This window comes from Streptomyces sp. CLCI03 (genome assembly GCF_053615355.1).
In genome coordinates this window covers 763,553-782,333 of the sequence record NZ_CM132132.1, presented here as the reverse complement: position 1 = coordinate 782,333, position 18,781 = coordinate 763,553, and the positions used below count along the sequence as shown (strand labels likewise).

The window sequence follows — 18,781 nt, the reverse complement described above, 5'->3', positions numbered from 1 at the left end:
CAGGGCCCGCCGGGACGGCTACCTTCACCTGGTCTTCGGCGATCACCCACGGTCGCACCGGAGTTCCACCAGGTTGAGCCACCCGCGACGGGCGGGTCGGTCATGCCCGCGCGTCTTCGCCCCCGACGCGTGAGCCCCCGAACCGCGTCCACATCGAGCACCCCCGACCAGGGAGAGACACATGCCCCGTCTTGCGCTGTACACATTCGGCGTCCTGCAGTCACCTCTCGCCGATCCCACCCCTCGCACGCACGAGTTCTACGACATCGGTGAGGCCGTGTACCGGAAGATCGCCCAGCATCCCGGATATCTCGGGCGTGCTGAAGTGGCGGGCGGTGACCGGGGTTTGCTCTTCGGGGCGGACTGGGGCGCATGGGGGGAGTTCGTCGTCCCGGCGTGGTACGGCAAGGGCCGCACGGTGGAAACCACCGCCCTGGCCGCGACGCTCTCGCTCTGGACCGACCTCGACCCCGCCTTCGACGCCGTCTACACCGGTCTGCACCGTGAGGCGCTGAACAGGCGTCACGACTGGTTCGAGCGGTCACGGCACCCGAACTACGTGTGCTGGTGGGTCTCCGACGACGAGATACCCACCTGGCGGGACGGGGTCTCCAGGCTGGAACACCTCCACGTCCACGGCACCGCGCCGCACGCGTTCACCTTCCACCACTCGTTCGCCCCGGACGGAACTCCGACCAGGGCCGAAGCCATCGGGCCGAAGAGCGACCGGGACGGGCGGAGCCCTGGCCACCCGGGCGAGCGGTACCACCCGACCGTGTGACCGAGAGGATCCGGCCACGTCGCCGAGGTGGGGGGTTGACGAATCAGGGCAAAAGATATGGCACTCGAAGTGCAAGTTGTTTTGTGCTTCTTAGTAGCGCTTGATTGCTTTCTGTCATGAAAGGCGAGACATGTCCGTCTACAGCGCCCGAGCATGTTCCCGGACGAGCCCCGCGGGCAGCGTGCCCTCGGCCTGGAGCGCGCGTACGACCGCGGTCTACGCCGCCGTGGGCGCGGCCGTGGGTGCCATCTGGGCTCTCGGCGGTGACATGCCCGCATGGGAGCACGCGCTGCGCGTCCTCCTGGTGGTGCTCTGCGTCAGCGTGGCCGGACGGTTTGTCGGCCGCCGTCTCGCCCGCTCAGGGCGGGCCCTCGTCGACCGCCGGCTGTTCTTCGGCCTGGTGGCGGGGAAGGTACTCCTCGTGGCTGTCGCGCTGCTCGTCGATCAGCTCGTGGGGCTGTGGTTCTCCGAGCCTGCGCTGATCACGGCCGGTTTCCTGTTCGTCCTGGTGACCCTCGGCGGACCCGCCCTGCACGGGCGGCTGTCGCACGGCACCGCAGGGCCGGGGGAGCGGGCAGCGCTTCCGTAGAGCCCCCGGTCGCCCCGTGCCGACACGCACCTCCCGGGTGTCGGCACGGAGCGCCGAGCCCGGCCGGCCCGGCCGGGCCTCAGCGGTCCGTGGTGGCGAGCAGGGCGTGGACCGCCGTCTCCATCGTGCATGCGGCCGCTTCGGAGCTCAGGCCGCTGCTGCGCCAGTGGTACCAGGCGCCCCAGGTCGTCACCGCGTCCAGTCCGTGGAGCACCTCGGATCCGCGCTCGGCGGGCAGACGTCCGAGTTCCTCCGCGAAGACCTCGGCCAGGCGTGCCCGGGCGAGGTCCAGCACCTCTCGGGTGACCTCGGTGACGCGGTCACCCGGTGTCGCCAGGCGCATGAGGGTGAGCTGGGCCGGGGTGATCCACTCCAGGATCCTGGCCCTCTGTTCCGTCAGGGCCGCCACCCGAGTGATACGGGGCCCCGTGGTCGGAAGCGGCCTGATCTGCTCGATCAGTTGCTCCAGCCGACGCGTGATGGCCGTCTCCACCAGCTCGGACATGTCGGCGAAGTGGTGGAACACGAGGCGTCGGGACACGCCGGCACGCTCGGCGACCCGCTCCGCGGGGAAGGTGGATTCCCCCTCGTCCAGCAGGGACAGTACGGCCTCGGCGATCTTCACTCGGGACTGCCGGCCGCGCTCGGCCCGGCCGTCCGTGGCACGGTCCTCGGACCGCGGTCGTCGAGCCGGCTGGTTCACGGCGTCCCTCCCCACCTCGCTGGGTGTCATTGTCGCAAACGAAGGTCCGGTCAGGAGTCCGTGATCCTGACGAGGCCGCCGACGACACCGACATGGGCGGAGCCGTCCCGGCCCAGGGTCACCGGCGCGTGGTGGTTGTCGAAGAGGGGACCCGAACCGACCGGTCGGCTCCATGCCCGATCACCCGTCCGTACGTCCAACGCCGTCAGGTACCAGGCGTCGGGCATCGCCGTGGCGCCCTTCCGGCGGGCCGACCGCAGTTCGTCGGCGCTCGGGTGGGCGAAGGTGTACAGCAGACCCGTCGCGAGGGAGACCTCGCAGGCGACCCACCCGATCCGCCCACCGAGGCAATGACCTGTGGTTTCTCCATCCGGCAGGCGTCCCCCGGGGCCTCCGTGCATGCTGGATCAAGCGGGGTCCGGAGTCGACCGACGACCCGTGAGGACGACGACGGAGGCGGCACACCATGAGCCAAGCCATGCTCCGGAAGATCATCGACTACGCCAACCGTGCCGACCCGTACCCGCTCTACGAGGAGCTGCGCAGGACGCCGGTGTTCCGCGACGAGGACGGGCCGTACGTCGTCAGCACCTACCACGAGATCCAGGCCCTGCTGCACGATCCGCGCATCAGCTCCGACCCGCGCAATCTGACGCTGTCGGCGAGCGACCCGTTGGGGCAGGACGAGGGCGACGACTCGACTCTGCCGCCGGTCTTCATCAGGCTCGACCCGCCGGACCACGACCGGCTGCGCCGCATCACGAACCGGCCCTTCGGGCCGCCGCATTCCCCGCACCGGGTCCACGACATGCGCGGCGAGCTCGATGGCATCGTCTCCGAACTCATCGACGGCATCGTCGGCGCGGGCTCCCTGGAACGGATCGACCTCGTCGAGCAGTTCTCCTATCCCTTTCCGGTGACGGTGATCTGCCGGCTGCTGGGTGTGCCGCACGAGGACGAGCCGCGGTTCCACGTCTGGGCCGACACCCTCGCCGCCAGCCTGGACCCCGATCCGGACGTCGACCCCGGCACCACGTCCAAGGTCGCGGCCGACGCGCAGATCGAGCTCGGCATGTACCTGGCCGGTCTGATCGAGGAACGCCGCGCGAACCCGGGCGAGGACATGCTGTCCCAATTGGCGGCCGTCGATGAGGAACCGGACGGGTCCATGAGCACCGTGGAGATCATCAGCACTGCCGCGCTGCTGCTGATCGCGGGTCACGAGACCACGGTCAACCTGATCACCAACGGCATGCTCACCCTGCTGCGCCACCCGGACGTGCTCCAGCGGCTGCGCGAGGACCCGCAGCTGTCCGTACCGATCGTCGAGGAACTGCTGCGCTACGAGCCGCCCGTGCAGCTGCTGCCCCGGCGCAGCGCGCTCGCCGACATCGAGGTGGGCGGGGTGACCATCCCCAAGGGCGCCACGGTTTCGCTGATCCTCGCGTCCGGGAACCGTGACCCGAAGCGGTTCGAGAACCCGGACCGCTTCGATCCCGACCGCACGGACATCCAGCACCTCGGCCTGGGCAGCGGCATCCACAGCTGTTTCGGCGCCCCGCTGGCTCGCCTGGAGGCCCATCTGGCGCTGAGCGAGCTGGCCCGCAGGCTGGAGAACCCCCGATTGCTGGAGGACCCGCCCCCGTACCGCCGGAACGCGGTGCTGCGCGGTCCCCGCCACCTGCCCATCGCCTGCGACGGCATCCGGCCCGCCTGACGGAACCGGTGGTCGGCGGGACCGCCGTCGCCGGGATCATTTGAAACCTAAACGACATTTGTTGCATGTTTTTGCAACCTCGCGGGTCGATAAGCACATCCAAAGAGGCGGAGCACCCGTTCTGCCCGCTCAAGGGCAGCCCCACCGTTCGGAGCGAAGTTCGTGCACGAGTACCCGCAGTCGCAGCAGCCCCGCCGATCCCGCAAGAAGATGTGGATCGGCTCCGCGGTGGCCGTGGTCCTGCTCGCCGGCGCCGGCGCCGGGGCGATCTTCTGGGCGACGGACTGGTTCGACGGGAACGGCGAGTCCGTGAGCTACGCGAAGCCCTCGGCGGGAGCGGGCAAGGACAAGGAGGCCGGCGCCGGGAAGCAGGCCGCCGCGCCGACCGCGGACCCGGACGTGTCCCTCCCCGCCGGTCCCTTCACCGACTTCAAGCAGACGGTCAAGCTGGAGGACGGCACCCGCATATCCAAGGCCCGGGTGAAGGGCGCCAAGTCCGGCTTCGACGGCAGCGTCTGGGTGTGGACGCCCAAGGAGTACGACCGCCCGGAGTACGCGAAGAGCGCCTTCCCGGTCATGATCGCGCTGCCCGGAGGCAACGGGAACGCCGACAACTACTGGGCGACCATGCCGAAGCTGGGCCTCCACAAGGCCATCGCCGAGGGCGCCGCGGCCGGCAAGAGCCTGCCGTTCATCGTGGTCATGCCGATCCTCAACCCGGACGCCAAGTACTACTACGACGGCTCCGACATCCCCGGCCAGGCCAAGATGGGCACCTGGATCGGCGAGGACGTACCCGACCTCGCCCGCGCCAACTTCCGTACCTACAAGTCCCGCGACGGCTGGGCCTTCATGGGCAACTCCTCCGGCGCCTTCGTGGGTCTCAAGCAACTCCTGCAGAAGCCGGACCGCTTCCGGGCCGTCATAGCCAACGGCGGCGAGATCGTCCCCGACTCCCCGCTCTGGAAGGGCCACCAGGCGGAGATGGACGCGAACAACCCCGAGAAGCTCGCACCGAAGCTGATCGGCGCCAAGGGCCCCGAGGTGGACATCCTCTTCCAGTACGGCACCAAGGAGGGCGGCCGTGACCGGATGGAGAAGTTCCAGCAGCAGTTCGGCAAGGGCCCGATCAAGGTGTCGATCCACGAGATCCAGGGCGGCGACCACAACGGCTGGGACTACGTCCGGGGCATGCGGGAAGGCGCCCTGGAGCAGCTCAGCAAGGTGATGAAGGGGCCGAAGCCGCAGTAGGACCCGCCTTCTCCGGCTCCTCCGGTCCCTCGGGCCCGCTCAGTTCCTCCGGCTCGTAGGGATGCTTCCCGCACATCTGGTGTCGCGGCCCGCCGGGAGGGGATCATGGGTGGCGCGCGTTGGTCGTCATCGCCGCGGCGAGCCCAGGAGGTACGTGTGTCCACAGCGTCGAGTCGTGCGTCCGGGAGTACCGAGGTCCCGCTGCTCCGCGAGACGATCGGGGACAACCTCGACCGGACCGCACGACGCTTCCCCGACCGGGACGCCCTCGTGGACGTCTCCGCCGGCCGGCGGTGGACGTACGCGGAGCTGGCCGTCGAGGTGGACGCCCTGGCCCTCGGGCTGCTGGACCTCGGGATCGTCAAGGGCGACCGGGTCGGCATCTGGGCGCCCAACCGCGCCGAGTGGACGCTCGTGCAGTACGCCACCGCGAAGATCGGGGCGATCCTGGTCACCGTGAACCCGGCGTACCGCTCGCACGAGCTGGAGTACGTGCTCGGGCAGTCCGGCATCCGGCTGCTGGTCGCGGCGGAGCGCTTCAAGACCTCGGACTACGCGGCGATGATCGAGGAGGTCCGGCCGCGCTGCCCGGGGCTGGAGTTCACCGTCCTGTTCGACGGGCCGCGGTGGGACGCGCTGCTGGAACGCGGGCGCGGCGGCGACCCGGCCGCCCTGGCACGGGCGCAGGCCGCGCTGAGCCCGGACGACCCGATCAACATCCAGTACACCTCGGGCACGACCGGCTTCCCCAAGGGAGCCACCCTCTCGCACCACAACATCCTCAACAACGGCTTCTTCGTGGGCGAGCTGTGCGGATACGACGAGCACGACCGGGTGTGCGTCCCGGTGCCCTTCTACCACTGTTTCGGGATGGTGATGGGCAACCTCGCCTGCACCAGCCACGGCGCGGCGATGGTGATCCCCGCGCCCGCCTTCGACCCGTCGGCGACGCTGGCCGCGGTGGAGGCGGAGGCCTGCACCTCCCTGTACGGGGTCCCCACCATGTTCATCGCCGAGCTGGCCGCCCCCGGGTTCGACGGGTACGACCTGTCGAGCCTGCGCACCGGGATCATGGCGGGCTCGCCCTGCCCGGTGGAGGTCATGAACGAGGTCATCGAGCGGATGGGGATGACCGAGGTCTCCATCTGTTACGGCATGACGGAGACCTCGCCGGTGTCCACCCAGACCCGTGTGGACGACTCGGTCGAGCGCCGGGTCTCCACGGTGGGCCGCGTCGGCCCGCACCTGGAGGTCAAGGTGGTCGATCCCGGGTCCGGCCGGACCGTCCCGCGCGGCACCCCGGGCGAACTGTGCACCCGGGGCTACTCGGTCATGCTCGGCTACTGGGGCGAGCCCGAGAAGACCGCCGAGGCCGTCGACCCGGAGGGCTGGATGCACACCGGTGACCTGGCCGTCATGGACGGTGACGGCTACCTGAGCATCACCGGCCGCATCAAGGACATGGTGATCCGCGGCGGCGAGAACCTGTACCCCCGCGAGATCGAGGAGTTCCTGCATGCGCACCCCGATGTCCTGGACGTCCAGGTCATCGGGGTGCCCGACCCGAAGTACGGGGAGGAACTGATGGCGTGGGTACGGATGCGCGAGGGGGCCGAGCCGCTGACCGCCCAGGCCGTCCGCGCGTACTGCGCGGGGCGGCTCGCCCACTTCAAGATCCCCCGCTACGTCCACGTCGTGGAGGAGTTCCCCATGACCGTCACGGGAAAGATCCGCAAGATCGAGATGCGCGCGATGGCGACCCGCCTGCTCGCGCAGGAGACGGCCGGCGCCGGCGGCGCCTGACCGGCCGCGTCCGGGAGGATCGGTCGGTCAACCTCGCCACGGATGGTCGGGATCCGCGGTGATCTCGACGCGCTGAGGCGCGTGGCGAGGGAAGGACCAGACGCGGCCCGCGGTGCTCACCGCGGTCACGGTGGTCTCGTCCAAGGTGACCGCGGAGAACGGATTGGACCAGCTGGAGGTCGCGATCCATTCCAGCGTGCCTTCGTCGTCGTCCCGGGTCAGGGCGACCCAGCCGATGCTCCCGTGATCCGCGGACTCTCCGGCCCAGGCGCGGCTTCCGTCGTGAGCGTGCGAGGCGAGCACGGAGCCGACCTCCACCCAGTTGCCGGCACTCCATTCGGTCGCCCGCAGGGCCTCCACCCACCGCCACCGCTCGGCCCGGACGTCGCCGACCCGATCGGGTGGGGAGAGGCGCAGCAGGTCCATCACCGACAGGGAACCGTCGGCGAACACGATGAAGTCCCCGTCGGGTGCTTCCCGCGCACGCCACCGCCGGTGCACCTCGTGAGCCATGCCGGTCGGGTCGGAAGCATCCATGCCGAGCATGGTGACACGCCGTCCGACACCCGCGCCTCCCCGGGCGGCGGGCTGTCAGACGCGGGCCGTCTTCAGCCCCGTGAGGGCCCGGTCCGCCGCCGCGTATCCCGCCGGCGCGTTGCCGTCCTTCAGCGCCTGCTTCGCCCGCGCGATGTACTCCGCGATCTCTTCGCGGCGCCTCTGGTCGAGCTTCGATTCGGCGTCGGCCCAGATCTGTTCGAGCTGCGCGACCTTCAGGACCAGTCCTTCGGACATCTGTACTCCCCACAGCATGCGGCACTTACCGTAGTGATCTTTTCATGCTCGGCATCCGATCCGAGGCGCGCCGTACCGGCGCGGCGCGGGCACCCGGCCACCGGGGCCGGGACACCGGCGTCACCCCTGAGGACGCCGGTGCCCCGGCAGCGTGGAACGGCGGACGTCACCCTCGTGGGGGCGGCCGCCGTTACGGGGCGAGCCGGAGGAGGGGGGTGTCCGTCGTGAGGACCGCTCGGAGGGCGGGGATGTCCGTCCAGCTGAGGCCGAGCGAGCGGGCGGCGTGGCGGAGGGTGATGTGGTCCGTTCCGTCGGCCGCTTCGTGCAGGGACTTCACGGCCGTGTCCCGGTCGAGGAAGGCGATCTCCCGGGTGGGCCGGTCCTGTGGGGACGTTCGGGCGCGCTCGCTCGCCAGCCCGGGAATGCCGGTGAGCCGGTGGGAGACGTCGGCGGCGGCACCCAGGGTCGCGGGGCGCTCGGCGACGAGGGCTCGGGCGACCACGTTGTGGGCGATCGCCTCCGGCAACGGTAGGGGGTGGAGGCCCGGGGAGGTGTCCGTGAGGTGGATGACGGTGCGGGCGGTACGGACGGTGCCGCGGGTGCCCTGGACGGCAGCGGCCCACAGCGCGGACGCCTCGGAGGGGTGCCAGGCCAGTGCGCGGGCGGCCGCGGTCGCCGCCTCCCGGTCGGGGACCAGGGGGCGGCTTCCGGCGAGGCGTTCGAGCAGGAGCCGCTCACCGATCTCGCCGTCCAGGCCGAGCCCCGCGACGTGGACGGTGGTCGGGATTCCGGTGAGGTGGCAGGCGGCGAGCGTGAGCGCGTCCCCGAACGGGCTGCACAGGCCGGGCTCGTCCCCGTGGGTCAGGATGTCGCCGCCGATGTCGACGACGCGGATCCGGCCGCCGCCCGCGGCTTCGGCCATGGCTCCGATCTGCCGTGACAGGCAGGCGAGCCCCCGGGCGGGGTCGAGGAGCAGCAGCCGGGCCGGCAGGTCCCCGGCGAGGGCGGGCAGGGTGGATCCGGCCGGCGGGCGGGCCCGGGTGGCCGGGGTGAAGGCCGCGAATCCGCCGCCCCGGATCCCGCCGCCCTCGTGGACGAGCCCGTCGAATTCGCGTTCCCCGAGGGGGCCGGCGGCGGCCGGGTCGACCTCGGGGCGCTCCCACGCGTAGGTGGCGATCAGCGGGGCGCGTGCCGGGTCCGCCGGGTTCGCCGGGTTCGCCGGGTCGGCCGGGTTCGCCGGGTCCGCCGCGAGGGCGTGGGCGGCGATGAGGGTGCCGAGCGCGTCGCCGCCGCCACCCGCCGCGATGTACAGATCGCTCACGCGACTCCCTCGCGTTCGCGCAGGTCGATGCCGGTGATCCGTACCGGCGTCGCCCCCATGTTCCGCCGAGCGCGCTCGTTCGCCGCGTGGAGGTTCTCGTAGTACGCGCGGTCGAGGTCCTTGACGGACCCGGAGTAGAACATCCAGGACAGCACGTCGCGGTACTTGAAGCCCTTGGGGGTCAGCTGGACCCGTCGACCGAGGCGGTGGATCAGCCCGTTGGACTCGGCCGCGTCGAGGACGGGCTCGAACTCGGCCGCGTGCTTCTGGTAGCCGAAGCGATCGAGCTCCGAGAGGTCGAGGTCGAAGGTGTCCAGGACCAGCCGCTTGCGGACGAGCTCCTCGGCGGTCAGCTCGAAGCCGGTGACGGGCACCAACTCGTGGTTCCTGGCCCGCTCGATGTAGTCGGCGACCTCGGCCGCCGAGGGCTTCACACTGCCGCACATGTAGTCGAGCACGCTCGTGTACGAGCGGGCTCCGACGCCGAGGCCGAGCAGGGGTACGCCGTGGAAGGTGAGCACCTTCTGGACGTAGCCGCCGCGACCGGGCTTCTTGTAGCGGACGGAGCCCTCCTGGACGTAACCGTGGTCGAGGAACACCTGGCGGGCGTAGTCGTAGCGCTCGTACAGCTCGGGCTGCCACATGTACTGGTAGGCACCGGTCCTGGAGAACCAGGCGTCCGGCCGCACCGTGAGGAAGTAGGTGCTGATGGTGGTGGGCCGGAGTGCGGCCAGCTCGTCCACGCTCTGGCGCCAGGTCTCGGGGGTCTGCCCCGCGAAGCCCATGATCAGGTCGGTGGACAGGTCCGGCAGGCCGAGTTCGTGGGCGGTGCGGACGGCGCGGCGGATCACGCCCTCGTCCTCGCCGCCGCGGCCCGCCTCGCGGATCTCGCGCGGGACGAGGGACTGGATGCCGACGTTGGCGCGGGTGAGGCCCATGTCGATGAGGGCCTTGAACTCGTCGGGCGCGTCGGCGATCGACGACGGGGTGGCCTCCACGGCGACTTCCTCGGCCGTCGAGCGCCAGTTGGGGTAGACCTCGCCGATGGTGGTGAAGATCTGCTCGAAGTGGCGGGGCTTGAGCAGCGCCGGGGTGCCGCCGCCGATGTAGATGGTGCGTAACCGCCGCGCCTGGATGATCTCCGCGTGATCGCGGATCTGGGTACAGAGCGCGTCGGTGTAGGCGTCGAAGACGTCCTCGTCGGTGCTGATGATCGTGTAGAGGTTGCAGAAGCCGCATTTGCGGTCGCAGAAGGGGACGTGCAGGTAGAGGTTGAGCTCGGGGACCTGATGGTTGGCCAGATCCCTCGCCCAGACGTCGGGCACGGTCCACTTGCCCTCCGGGAGCGGACGGTACGTGGAGCGGGGCGGGTACGAGTACTGGTAGGGCGGAATGACTCCCTGCTCAATGTGGTCGGCGAGCTCCTGGTGCAGGCTGCTGGTCACGGTGTTGCCTTCCCGTACGGGTTGCCGGCGCGGGTTTCCCCGGCCTGGCGATCCGATCACGGGACGCTCGTCCGGCTCCATCGGGCGGGCGCACCAAATACCCCGCGCCTACTGACCGGTTCGTTGGCGGTTGCTCCAAAGGCCCATGCTGTGACGCGAGTTCTTTTCGTCGGTCAGGCCGATAGCCGCCACCCCCACCCCGCCGCTTTGCTGGAGGAATGAAAAACGGGGCGGGCCCGCACGGGCCGGGAGTGCTGGTGATCGAACCGATGGGGAACGCGGGACGGTTCCTCGTCGAGGCGGCCGACCGGCTGGGGGTGCGCCTGTACGCGGCCACCCACAAGGACGTCCACGAGGGCTACCCGGAGTGGCTGCGGGCCGCCCTCGCGGGGGTGTGCGCGACCGACCTGACGGATACCCCACGGGCGTTGGGGGACATGGACGCCTTCTGTCGCCGGTACGGCATCGCCGGTGTCGCCCCCTGCTTCGAGCTGTTCACCCCGCTCGCCGCGCTGCTCGCCGACCGGATCGGCCTGCCCGGGAACGATCCCCGGCTCGCACGGGCGGCCAGGAACAAGATCGAGATGGGGGAGGCGTTCGCGGCGGCCGGGATCCCCGCACCCCGTTGGGCGGTCGCGCACGACGCCGCCGAGGCGTACCGGGTGGCGCGGGCGCGGGGGCTCGGATGGCCGTTGGTGGTGAAGCCCGCGGAGCAGGGCGGCTCGTGGGGCGTGTCCGTCGTCGACGGCCCGGACGGCCCGCACGGCTCGGACGCCCAGCACGCTGCGGGGGCCCCGCAGGGTCCGCACGTCGCGGAGGTCCCGGAGGTTCCGGAGGGGCTCGCCTCGGCGGTCGCCGCGGCCCGGCGGTTCACGCACGCCCACCCGCACGGCCTGGAGCTCGACACGCGGGTCCTGCTGCAGGAGTACATCCCAGGGGGGGAGTACTCCTGCGACACGGTGGTCGCGCGTGGGGTGGCCTACCCTCTGCCGGTCGTCGCGAAGGACACCACCGAGGGCCGGTACCGCATCGAGACCGGGCACACCTGCCCGTCCGGTCTCCCCGAGCCGCTGGTCCGGACGGTGCAGCACCTCGCGGCGCGGGCGGCGCTCGCCGTCGGCGTCCGCAACGGCATAGCGCACACGGAGGTGAAGATTCCACCGGGCACGGAGACGCCGTACGTGATCGAGACCGGCGCCCGCCTGCCCGGGGACAACCTGTGCGAGGTCGTCGAGGCCGCGACGGGCGTCAGCGAGGCCGTGGCCCACCTCCAGGCCGTGCTCGGCCGGCTGCCCGACACCGTCCCCTCCCGTACGGCCGCGGCGTCGATCCGATTCCTGCTGCCCGAGCGCGCCGGGGTGCTGCGGCGGGTGTCCATCCCGGACCTGCCCGGTACGCACGGCGAGGTGCACCTGGCGCCCGGTGCGCCGGTGCCGGAGCCGGCGGATTCGAGCTGCCGGATCGGGCACGTGGTGGCCCGCGCGGAGACGGCGGACCAGGCACGTGGGCTGGCCGAGCGGGTGGCCGCCCGGTCCCGAGTGGAGATGGGCTGAAGCGGGTGCGGAAGATCGCTTTCTTACGGTCGGTCCGCATCCAGCGCGCCGACCCCTACATCCAGCAGGCCGTCCGCGGGCTCGCGGCCGACGGGATCGAGGCCGGGCTGTTCCACACCAGCGGGACGGTGGGGGACGAGGACTTCCCCGGCCACCGGGAACGACTCGATCGGTCGGTGACGCCGCGGGAACTCGCGGACGCGGTCGCCGCCTGGGGGGCGGACGCGGCGGTGTCGATCTCGCTGCCCTGCGAGAACGCGTTGCGGGACGCCGCGGCCAAGACCTTCCTCGACGCCGCGGGCATCCCGACGGTCATGACCCCGCTCGCGGCGACGATGCTGCTGGTGGACAAGTGGGAGACCAAACAGCTCTGCAAACGGGCCGGGCTGTCGGTGCCCGAGGGCTTCCGGGTCGATTCCGATCTGCTGGCGGGGCGGGGCCTCCCGGTGCCCGGCTACCGGGACGCGCTGCGCGCGCAGGCCGAACGGATCGGCTACCCGCTGATGTCGAAGCCCGTATGGGACTCGACCAGCATGGGCATCCGCACCCTGCGCTCACCCGCCGACCTCGACGCCTACCTCGACGTCCACCGCGCACCCGTCCCGGAGCGGCTCGCCGGGGCGGTCTCACAGCCGGGGTCGCAGGCGGTGTCGGCGGTGGTGGAGGAGGTCGTCGAAGGCGACCTGTGCAGCGTGGACATCGTGGGTCACCCCGGCTCGTACCAGGTCCTTCCCCTGTGCTGGACCGGACGCGCCGGCGCCGAACCGGTGTTCACCTTCGCCGATCTGCGCTGGTGCGGTCCCCGCGAGGAGGCGGACGCCGCGTTCGCCGACGTGGCCCGCACGCTGAAGGTCTTCTGCGGAAGCCTGGGCGTGCACGGCTCGGTGAACGTCGACATGGTCTACACGGGTGGCCGGTTCGTGATCCTGGAGATCAACCCGCGTGTCGGGGGCGCCACCACCCTCTCCTGCGCCGCGTCCGACACCAACACCTTCACCTCCCTCGCCCGCATGGCCCGCGGCCTCCCCCTTCCCGGAGGCACGGCACAACGGGTCGGCTGGGCCGTCGAGTTCCTCGCCGGGGACGGCATCCCGCCGGCGGTGGTCGCCGAACTCCGCCGACGGGTCAGGGTGGTCACCGCGCACGAGTTGGTCATCGACGGCACCTCCCACGGGGACATCGTCGTGATCACCCTCGCCCAAGGCGAGGAGGAGCGGACCGTGAAGGCCCTCACGGAGCTGCACGAGGCCACCGGCTTCCCCGCGGCCGATGTCACGGCCAAGATCACCTCCCTGCTGAGCCGGTGAGCGCCGCCACCGACACCCGCCGCCCGCGCACCGCGGCGGACCGCCTCGGCCTGCCCGCACTGCGCGGGCACGGACTCTTCATCACCGGCAACCTGATCGACTCCGTCGGCAACGGCATGCTCCTGCCGCTGGGGCTGCTGTACTTCACCGACGTCCAGGGCCTGCCCCTGGCGACGGTGGGTGCGGCGATGACGGTCGGTCAGGCCCTCGCCCTGCCCGTCACGTTCCTCGCCGGACGCCTCATGGACCGCGTCGGCCCCAAAAGCGTCGTGGTGTGGGCGAACATCCTCTCCGCCGTCGGTTTCGCCCTGTTCCTGCTCGCCCGCGAGCCGTGGCACGTCGCCGGCGTGTACGTCCTCGTCCAAGCCGGCATCAACATGTACTTCACCGCACAGCGCACCCTGATCACACACGTGACCCGGGCCGACGAACGCCGCTCCTGGTTCGCGTTCACCGGCTCGCTGCGCAACGTCGGCCTCGCCGCCGGGTCCGCCGCCGCGGTCGGTGCCCTGACCGTGTTCGGGAACGGCTCGCTGCGCTGGATGATCGCGGTCGATGCCGCCACCTACCTCCTCGCGGCGGCCTGCTTCGCCGCGCTCACCACCACCCCGCCCCGGCCGGACGGTACGCCGCCGAGCGCCCTCGTGACCCGGGCCGACCACACCCGCCGCTACCTCCTGCTCGTGGCCCTCAACATCCCCTACGTCCTCGCGCAGGCCGCCCTCGCCGTCCTCGTCGCCGTCTACACCACCCGCGCCCTGGAGCTCCCCGCCTCGGCGGCGAGCGTGCTGTTCGTCGTCAACACGGTCATCGTCTCCGCGTGTTCGACCGTCGTCACCGCGCACCTGGCGCCCAAGGTGCCCCGGCACGCCGTGGTCGCCGGATACCTGATCATGGCCTTCGGGATGTGGGCGTTCGCGCTGCCCGCCCTGCCCGGTGCCGCCTCCACCGCCTGGGCCGCCCTCGTCGTGGCGATCGTCCTGTTCAGCCTGGCGGAGATCCTCCTCGGCCCGGCCCTGAGCGAACTGTCCGTGAGCCTCACCCCCCGAGCGGCCGGGGGCTTCACGCAAGGCCTTTACCAGTTCTCGTGGGCCGTCGGCATGGTCGCCGCCCCCGCCCTGTTCACCGCACTGCTGGAGGCCGGCCCCCTCCTCCCGTGGGGCGTCGAAGCAGCCGCCTGCCTGCTCGCCGTACTCGCCGCGCCCGCCCTCAAGGCCCCCAACCGCCACCGCCGAAGGAATCCCCGTTGATCACGAGCATCATCGAGTCCATCCACGAGGTCCCCGCCGCCGAGTGGGAGCACCTCGCCCGGCCGGCGGGCCTCTACCTCTCGCACCGGTGGCTCGCCGGTGAGGAGGAGGACCCCACCACCACCTGCGCGTACGCGCTCGTACGGGACCTCGACGGCACCCTGCTCGCCGCGGCCCCCCTCTACCTGGTGCGGGAGGAGCCGAACGACAGCTACCGGCCCGAAACCGTACTGCCCCCGCACCTGCGGCCCCGCGTGATCGCCGGCGCGCGCCGCGGCTACCACAACACCCCGCTCACCGCACCCGGCCTCGGCCCCGGCCGGGGGGACGCCTGCCTCACGCTCCTCCGGGACGCCGTACGCGGCTTCGCCGACCACCACGGGACGACGCACTGGTGGCCCTACCTCACCACCCCGGCCGCGTCCCGGCTCGACCCCCTCTACCCGGACCCGGTCCACCATCTGGAGGACGACGCCCTCATCCCGCTCCCCGGCGTGGGCATCGACGACTACATCGCCTCCCTGCCCTCGCGGCGCCGCGTCGGTATACGCCGCGAACGCCGCGAGTTCGCCGCGACCGCCGTCGACGTACGTCGACAGGCGCTCGCGGACTGCTTCGAGGCGGCGGCGGTCCTCCTCGCCGGACACCAGCAGGACCACGGGCACGACCGGGACGGCGTGGACGCCATGACCGGTCTGCTGAAACGGCAGGCGTCCGCGATGGGCGGCGAAGCGCGGGTGGTGGCCGCCTACGACGAGGACCGGATGATCGGCTTCTGCCTCTTCTACCACTACGGGACCACGACCTGGATCCGCGCGGTCGCCCACGACCGCCGGCACCCGGCGCCCCACCTGTACTTCAACCTCATGTACTACCTGCCCATCGAGGACGCCTACGCCCACGGAACGACCGCCCTGCACGCGGGGATGACGACCGTCGAGGCCAAGCGCCGTCGCGGCGCCGAGATTTCGGGCCTCTTCGCCCTGATCGACCGGCAGTCGTCCTGACGTTCCGCCCGCCCCGCCCGTCCCCGGGCCGGTAGGGTCCGGCCATGGCCACGCACGAACGTGAGATCGTCGCGCCCGTCGACCTGTGCCGTCCGGACGGAAGGATCGCCCCGCAAGCGATCGGCTGGTCCCGCACACCGCTGCACCGCTGTCGGATCCCCGGCTGGGGGCGGACGAAGCGGTGGGAGTACTGGTGCGTGACCACGCCGACCCACCTGGTGGCCCTGACCGTCAGCGACCTGGACTACCTGGCCCTGAACTCGATCTACGTGCTGGAATACGGTACGGGCGGCCGGGAGTTCGAGCGCACCGCGATCGTGCCCGGCGGATGCGGCGTCCGCCTCCCCGACACCGTCGCGGGAGCTGCGGATCCGGCGTCCGCGTCGCTCGTGGTCGGACCGCCGCGGCCGGTCAGGGGCCAGGTACGGATCGAGATCCACGCCGAGGGCCCCGCCACCCGCCTACGCGCTCGCTGCGTCGATCCGCGGGGCCGCCCGGTGGAGGTGGACCTCGTCGTCGGGATGCCGGCCGGGCACGAGACCCTCTCCGTGGTGGTGCCCTGGGACGAGAGACGCTTCCAGTACACCTCCAAGCACACGGCCCGGCCCGCGACCGGCACGGTCCGCATCGCGGACGACGTGCTGGCGTTCGGCGAGGACGCCTGGGGCACCCTCGACCACGGGCGGGGCCGATGGCCCCGCCCGGTGGTGTGGAACTGGGGTGCCGCCTCCGGGCGTACGGACGGCCGCACCGTCGGGCTGCAGTTCGGAGGTCGCTGGACGCGCGGCACCGGGGCGACCGAGAACGCGCTGTGCGTGGACGGCCGGATCAGCAAGATCGGCCAAGAGCTGGAGTGGCGCTGGTCCCGTGGCGATCACCTGGCGCCGTGGTCGATCCGCAGCCCCGGGACGGACCGGGTGGACCTGGTGTTCACGCCGTTCCACAACCGGTCCACCCGCACCGACATCGGTCTCCTCGCCAACCGCACGGATCAGTGCTTCGGCCACTACACGGGCTCGATCCGCACGGACGACGACGAGCGGATCGAGGTGGACCGACTGCTGGGGTGGGCCGAGGACGTCCGCATGCGCTGGTAGTCCCCACAGTGGCGGGGCGAGCGAGTCCTGCGGGCCGTCGAGTCCTGCGGGGCCGGCCGGGGTGGACTTCGCCTTCTATATCCAATCCACGTTGTTCCTAGAATGGTCGCGTGAAGGATATCGATGCGATCGCGGTGTTGCAGGATCCGGTGCGGCGCCGTCTGTACGAGTACGTGGTGGCGCAGGGCCGCGAGGTCGGCCGCAACGAAGCCGCCGAGGCGACCGGGGTGGCCCGTACCCTCGCCGCGCACCATCTGGACAAGCTGACCCAGGTCGGGCTGCTGGAGAGCGGCAGTCGCCGGCTCACGGGTCGCTCGGGGCCGGGGGCCGGCCGTCCGGCCAAGGTGTACACGCGGGCGCGGGGCGAGCGGTCGGTGTCGCTGCCCGCCCGTGACTACCGCACCGCAGCCGAGCTGCTCGCCGAGGCCGCCGAGCAGGCCGGGCTGGACGCCGTGCTGTGCGCCGCCGCGCGCCGCCGGGGCGAGGGTCTGCGCGGCTCGGCGGCGCCCTGTGGTGGCCTGGAGGAGGCCATGGAGACGCTGGCCGCGCGGGGCTACGAACCGCACGTCGAAGCCTCCGGCGGGGTCGAGGGGGGTGCGTCTGTCGTCCGGATGCGCAACTGCCCCTTCCATGCCGTGGCCGAACGCTTCCCGCCGCTCGTCTGCGGCATGAATCTCGCGCTGCTGGAGGGGTTGATCGGTGCCGACGGCCCGGTCCGGGCGCGGATGGACGCCCGGCCGGGGGAGTGCTGCGTGGTGCTGGAGGATTCTAAAAACAATGAGGATTGACATAGAAAATGGAGCTGTGCTGGGATGAGGCCATGACCGAAGCCGTGCATGCCTGCCACCTCGCCCAGCTCAATGTCGCCACCCTCCTCCACCCCTTCGACGACCCGCGCATGACCCCGTTCGTCGAGATGCTCGATCCGGTCAACGCCGCCGCCGATGCCACGCCCGGCTTCGTGTGGCGGCTCGTGGAGGAAGGGGCGGCGGACGCCACCGGCCTGCGCCCGGCGGGTGAGGACGTCGTCGTCAACCTGTCGGTGTGGCGGACGCGGGAGGCCCTGTGGGACTTCGCCTACCGCAGCGGGCACCTGGAGGTGATGCGGCGGCGGCGCGAGTGGTTCGCCCGGCACGTCGAGGCGCACATGGTGCTGTGGTGGGTCCCGGCCGGACACTTCCCGACCGTCGCCGAGGCCCTGGAGCGCCTGGCGGACCTACGGGCGCACGGGCCGTCCCCGCGCGCCTTCACCTTCGCCTGCGCCTACACCGCCGACGAGGCCGCACAGCACCTCGGGACCGTGGCGCCCACGCGGTAGCGGCCGGTCTCCGGCGCGGCGATGAGTTCGCGGCCCCGCACGGGTCTATCCCTTGACGGAGACGACCGACTCACCGGGAGCACACCATGGGCCTCATCCACATCGAGATGTTCGCGACCCTCGACCTCGTCGGGCAGGCACCCGGCGGCCCCGACGAGGACCCGGTCGGGTTCCCGTTCGGCGGCTGGCAGGCGCCTCTGCTGGACGAGGTGGCCGGGGCACAGGTCGGCGCCGCGTACGAGGGCACGGACGCCCTCCTGCTCGGCCGCCGGACCTACGACATCTTCGCCGCCTACTGGCCCCACCAAGAGGGCGGCGAGGACGACGACATCGCCACGCTCTTCAACCGCGTCCCGAAGTACGTGGCCTCCCGCGGCAGGCCCGACCTCTCCTGGGCCGGCTCCTGCCGGCTCGGCCCCGACCTGGCCGGCGCGGTGCGCGAGATCCGTGACCGCCACGAGAACGTGAAGGTCGTCGGCAGCCTGAACCTCGTGCAGAGCCTCCTGCGCGAGAAGCTCTTCGACCGCCTCGACCTCTGGCTGCACCCGATCGTGCTCGGCGTCGGGAAGAAGGTGTTCGACGACGGCGCGGTACCCACCAACCTCACCCTCCTCGCACCCCCGGTGGCCGGCCCGAAGGGCAGCGTGTACCTGCGCTACGGGCGCGCCGACGGAGTTCCCGCGACGGGGGACATGAGCGCCCCCGACCGTGGTGTCGCGAGCGAGGGCTGAAACCCCGCGCGCACCCGGTGGCCGGGCGGAGCCGGCCGGGCGGCGGGGAAGCCCCGCGGCGCACACCGTACGCCGTGGGCCCGGCTCAGCGGGACGGTGTCGCGGGCCCGGCATAC

The 18,781-nt window shown here is 71.6% G+C and carries 19 protein-coding genes; 13 read left to right on the top strand and 6 right to left on the bottom strand.

Features of this window, described 5'->3' with window-relative positions; genetic code table 11:
- Positions 1-181 precede the first annotated feature (181 nt).
- A complete protein-coding gene (locus ACWG52_RS03600) occupies positions 182-781 on the top strand; it encodes a DUF3291 domain-containing protein (RefSeq protein WP_390138379.1) in 600 nt (199 codons plus the stop codon).
- A 130-nt stretch (positions 782-911) separates the two neighbouring features.
- Complete coding sequence (locus ACWG52_RS03595) at positions 912-1,370, top strand: hypothetical protein (protein WP_390165744.1); 459 nt, start codon at positions 912-914, stop codon at positions 1,368-1,370.
- A 79-nt stretch (positions 1,371-1,449) separates the two neighbouring features.
- On the opposite strand, the gene ACWG52_RS03590 is transcribed toward ACWG52_RS03595, so the two are convergent.
- Positions 1,450-2,073, bottom strand: a complete 624-nt coding sequence (locus ACWG52_RS03590) for a TetR/AcrR family transcriptional regulator (RefSeq protein WP_453127770.1) — start codon at positions 2,071-2,073, stop codon at positions 1,450-1,452.
- A gap of 50 nt (positions 2,074-2,123) precedes the next feature.
- Entirely contained in the window at positions 2,124-2,474 is a 351-nt protein-coding gene (locus ACWG52_RS03585; RefSeq protein ID WP_390165746.1) for a hypothetical protein, read from the bottom strand.
- A 65-nt stretch (positions 2,475-2,539) separates the two neighbouring features.
- Here ACWG52_RS03585 and ACWG52_RS03580 point away from each other — a divergent pair, with 65 nt between their 5' ends.
- The 3 genes from ACWG52_RS03580 (at position 2,540) to ACWG52_RS03570 (ending at position 6,844) form a co-directional block, all read left to right on the top strand.
- Complete coding sequence (locus ACWG52_RS03580) at positions 2,540-3,790, top strand: cytochrome P450 (RefSeq protein WP_389801583.1); 1,251 nt, start codon at positions 2,540-2,542, stop codon at positions 3,788-3,790.
- Positions 3,791-3,952: 162 nt separating this feature from the next.
- A complete protein-coding gene (locus tag ACWG52_RS03575) occupies positions 3,953-5,041 on the top strand; it encodes an alpha/beta hydrolase (RefSeq protein WP_389801585.1) in 1,089 nt (362 codons plus the stop codon).
- 105 nt (positions 5,042-5,146) lie between these two features.
- A complete protein-coding gene (locus ACWG52_RS03570; RefSeq protein WP_453127767.1) occupies positions 5,147-6,844 on the top strand; it encodes an AMP-binding protein in 1,698 nt (565 codons plus the stop codon).
- Between the two features lie 27 nt (positions 6,845-6,871).
- Here the strand turns inward: ACWG52_RS03570 and ACWG52_RS03565 are convergent, their stop codons facing one another.
- From ACWG52_RS03565 to ACWG52_RS03550, 4 genes are all read right to left on the bottom strand, one after another.
- Positions 6,872-7,381 (bottom strand): hypothetical protein, encoded by a 510-nt coding sequence (locus ACWG52_RS03565; protein WP_389801591.1) that lies wholly within the window; start codon positions 7,379-7,381, stop codon positions 6,872-6,874.
- 54 nt (positions 7,382-7,435) lie between these two features.
- Entirely contained in the window at positions 7,436-7,636 is a 201-nt protein-coding gene (locus ACWG52_RS03560; protein WP_033216028.1) for a hypothetical protein, read from the bottom strand.
- A 190-nt stretch (positions 7,637-7,826) separates the two neighbouring features.
- Positions 7,827-8,957 carry a DUF1152 domain-containing protein gene (locus ACWG52_RS03555; RefSeq protein ID WP_389801594.1) on the bottom strand — a complete coding sequence of 377 codons (1,131 nt, stop codon included), beginning with the start codon at positions 8,955-8,957 and terminating at the stop codon, positions 7,827-7,829.
- On the bottom strand, positions 8,954-10,402 hold the full coding sequence (locus ACWG52_RS03550; RefSeq protein ID WP_389801596.1) for a coproporphyrinogen-III oxidase family protein: 1,449 nt from the start codon (positions 10,400-10,402) through the stop codon (positions 8,954-8,956). The genes ACWG52_RS03555 and ACWG52_RS03550 overlap by 4 nt, the downstream gene beginning before the upstream one ends.
- Positions 10,403-10,659: 257 nt before the next feature.
- Between ACWG52_RS03550 and ACWG52_RS03545 the strand changes: the two genes are divergently transcribed.
- From ACWG52_RS03545 to ACWG52_RS03510, 8 genes are all read left to right on the top strand, one after another.
- A complete protein-coding gene (locus ACWG52_RS03545; protein WP_389801598.1) occupies positions 10,660-11,955 on the top strand; it encodes an ATP-grasp domain-containing protein in 1,296 nt (431 codons plus the stop codon).
- Between the two features lie 5 nt (positions 11,956-11,960).
- A complete protein-coding gene (locus tag ACWG52_RS03540; protein ID WP_389801601.1) occupies positions 11,961-13,262 on the top strand; it encodes an ATP-grasp domain-containing protein in 1,302 nt (433 codons plus the stop codon).
- Complete coding sequence (locus ACWG52_RS03535) at positions 13,259-14,512, top strand: MFS transporter (protein ID WP_389801604.1); 1,254 nt, start codon at positions 13,259-13,261, stop codon at positions 14,510-14,512. The genes ACWG52_RS03540 and ACWG52_RS03535 overlap by 4 nt, the downstream gene beginning before the upstream one ends.
- Complete coding sequence (locus ACWG52_RS03530) at positions 14,509-15,519, top strand: GNAT family N-acetyltransferase (protein WP_389801607.1); 1,011 nt, start codon at positions 14,509-14,511, stop codon at positions 15,517-15,519. The genes ACWG52_RS03535 and ACWG52_RS03530 overlap by 4 nt, the downstream gene beginning before the upstream one ends.
- A 44-nt stretch (positions 15,520-15,563) precedes the next feature.
- Entirely contained in the window at positions 15,564-16,616 is a 1,053-nt protein-coding gene (locus ACWG52_RS03525; protein WP_453127763.1) for a DUF2804 domain-containing protein, read from the top strand.
- Between the two features lie 110 nt (positions 16,617-16,726).
- Entirely contained in the window at positions 16,727-17,404 is a 678-nt protein-coding gene (locus ACWG52_RS03520; RefSeq protein WP_390138387.1) for a helix-turn-helix transcriptional regulator, read from the top strand.
- Between the two features lie 32 nt (positions 17,405-17,436).
- Entirely contained in the window at positions 17,437-17,934 is a 498-nt protein-coding gene (locus ACWG52_RS03515; protein WP_453127761.1) for a DUF3291 domain-containing protein, read from the top strand.
- A gap of 86 nt (positions 17,935-18,020) precedes the next feature.
- Positions 18,021-18,665, top strand: coding sequence for a dihydrofolate reductase family protein (locus tag ACWG52_RS03510; protein ID WP_389801617.1), 645 nt, complete (start codon positions 18,021-18,023; stop codon positions 18,663-18,665).
- Positions 18,666-18,781: the final 116 nt, after the last annotated feature.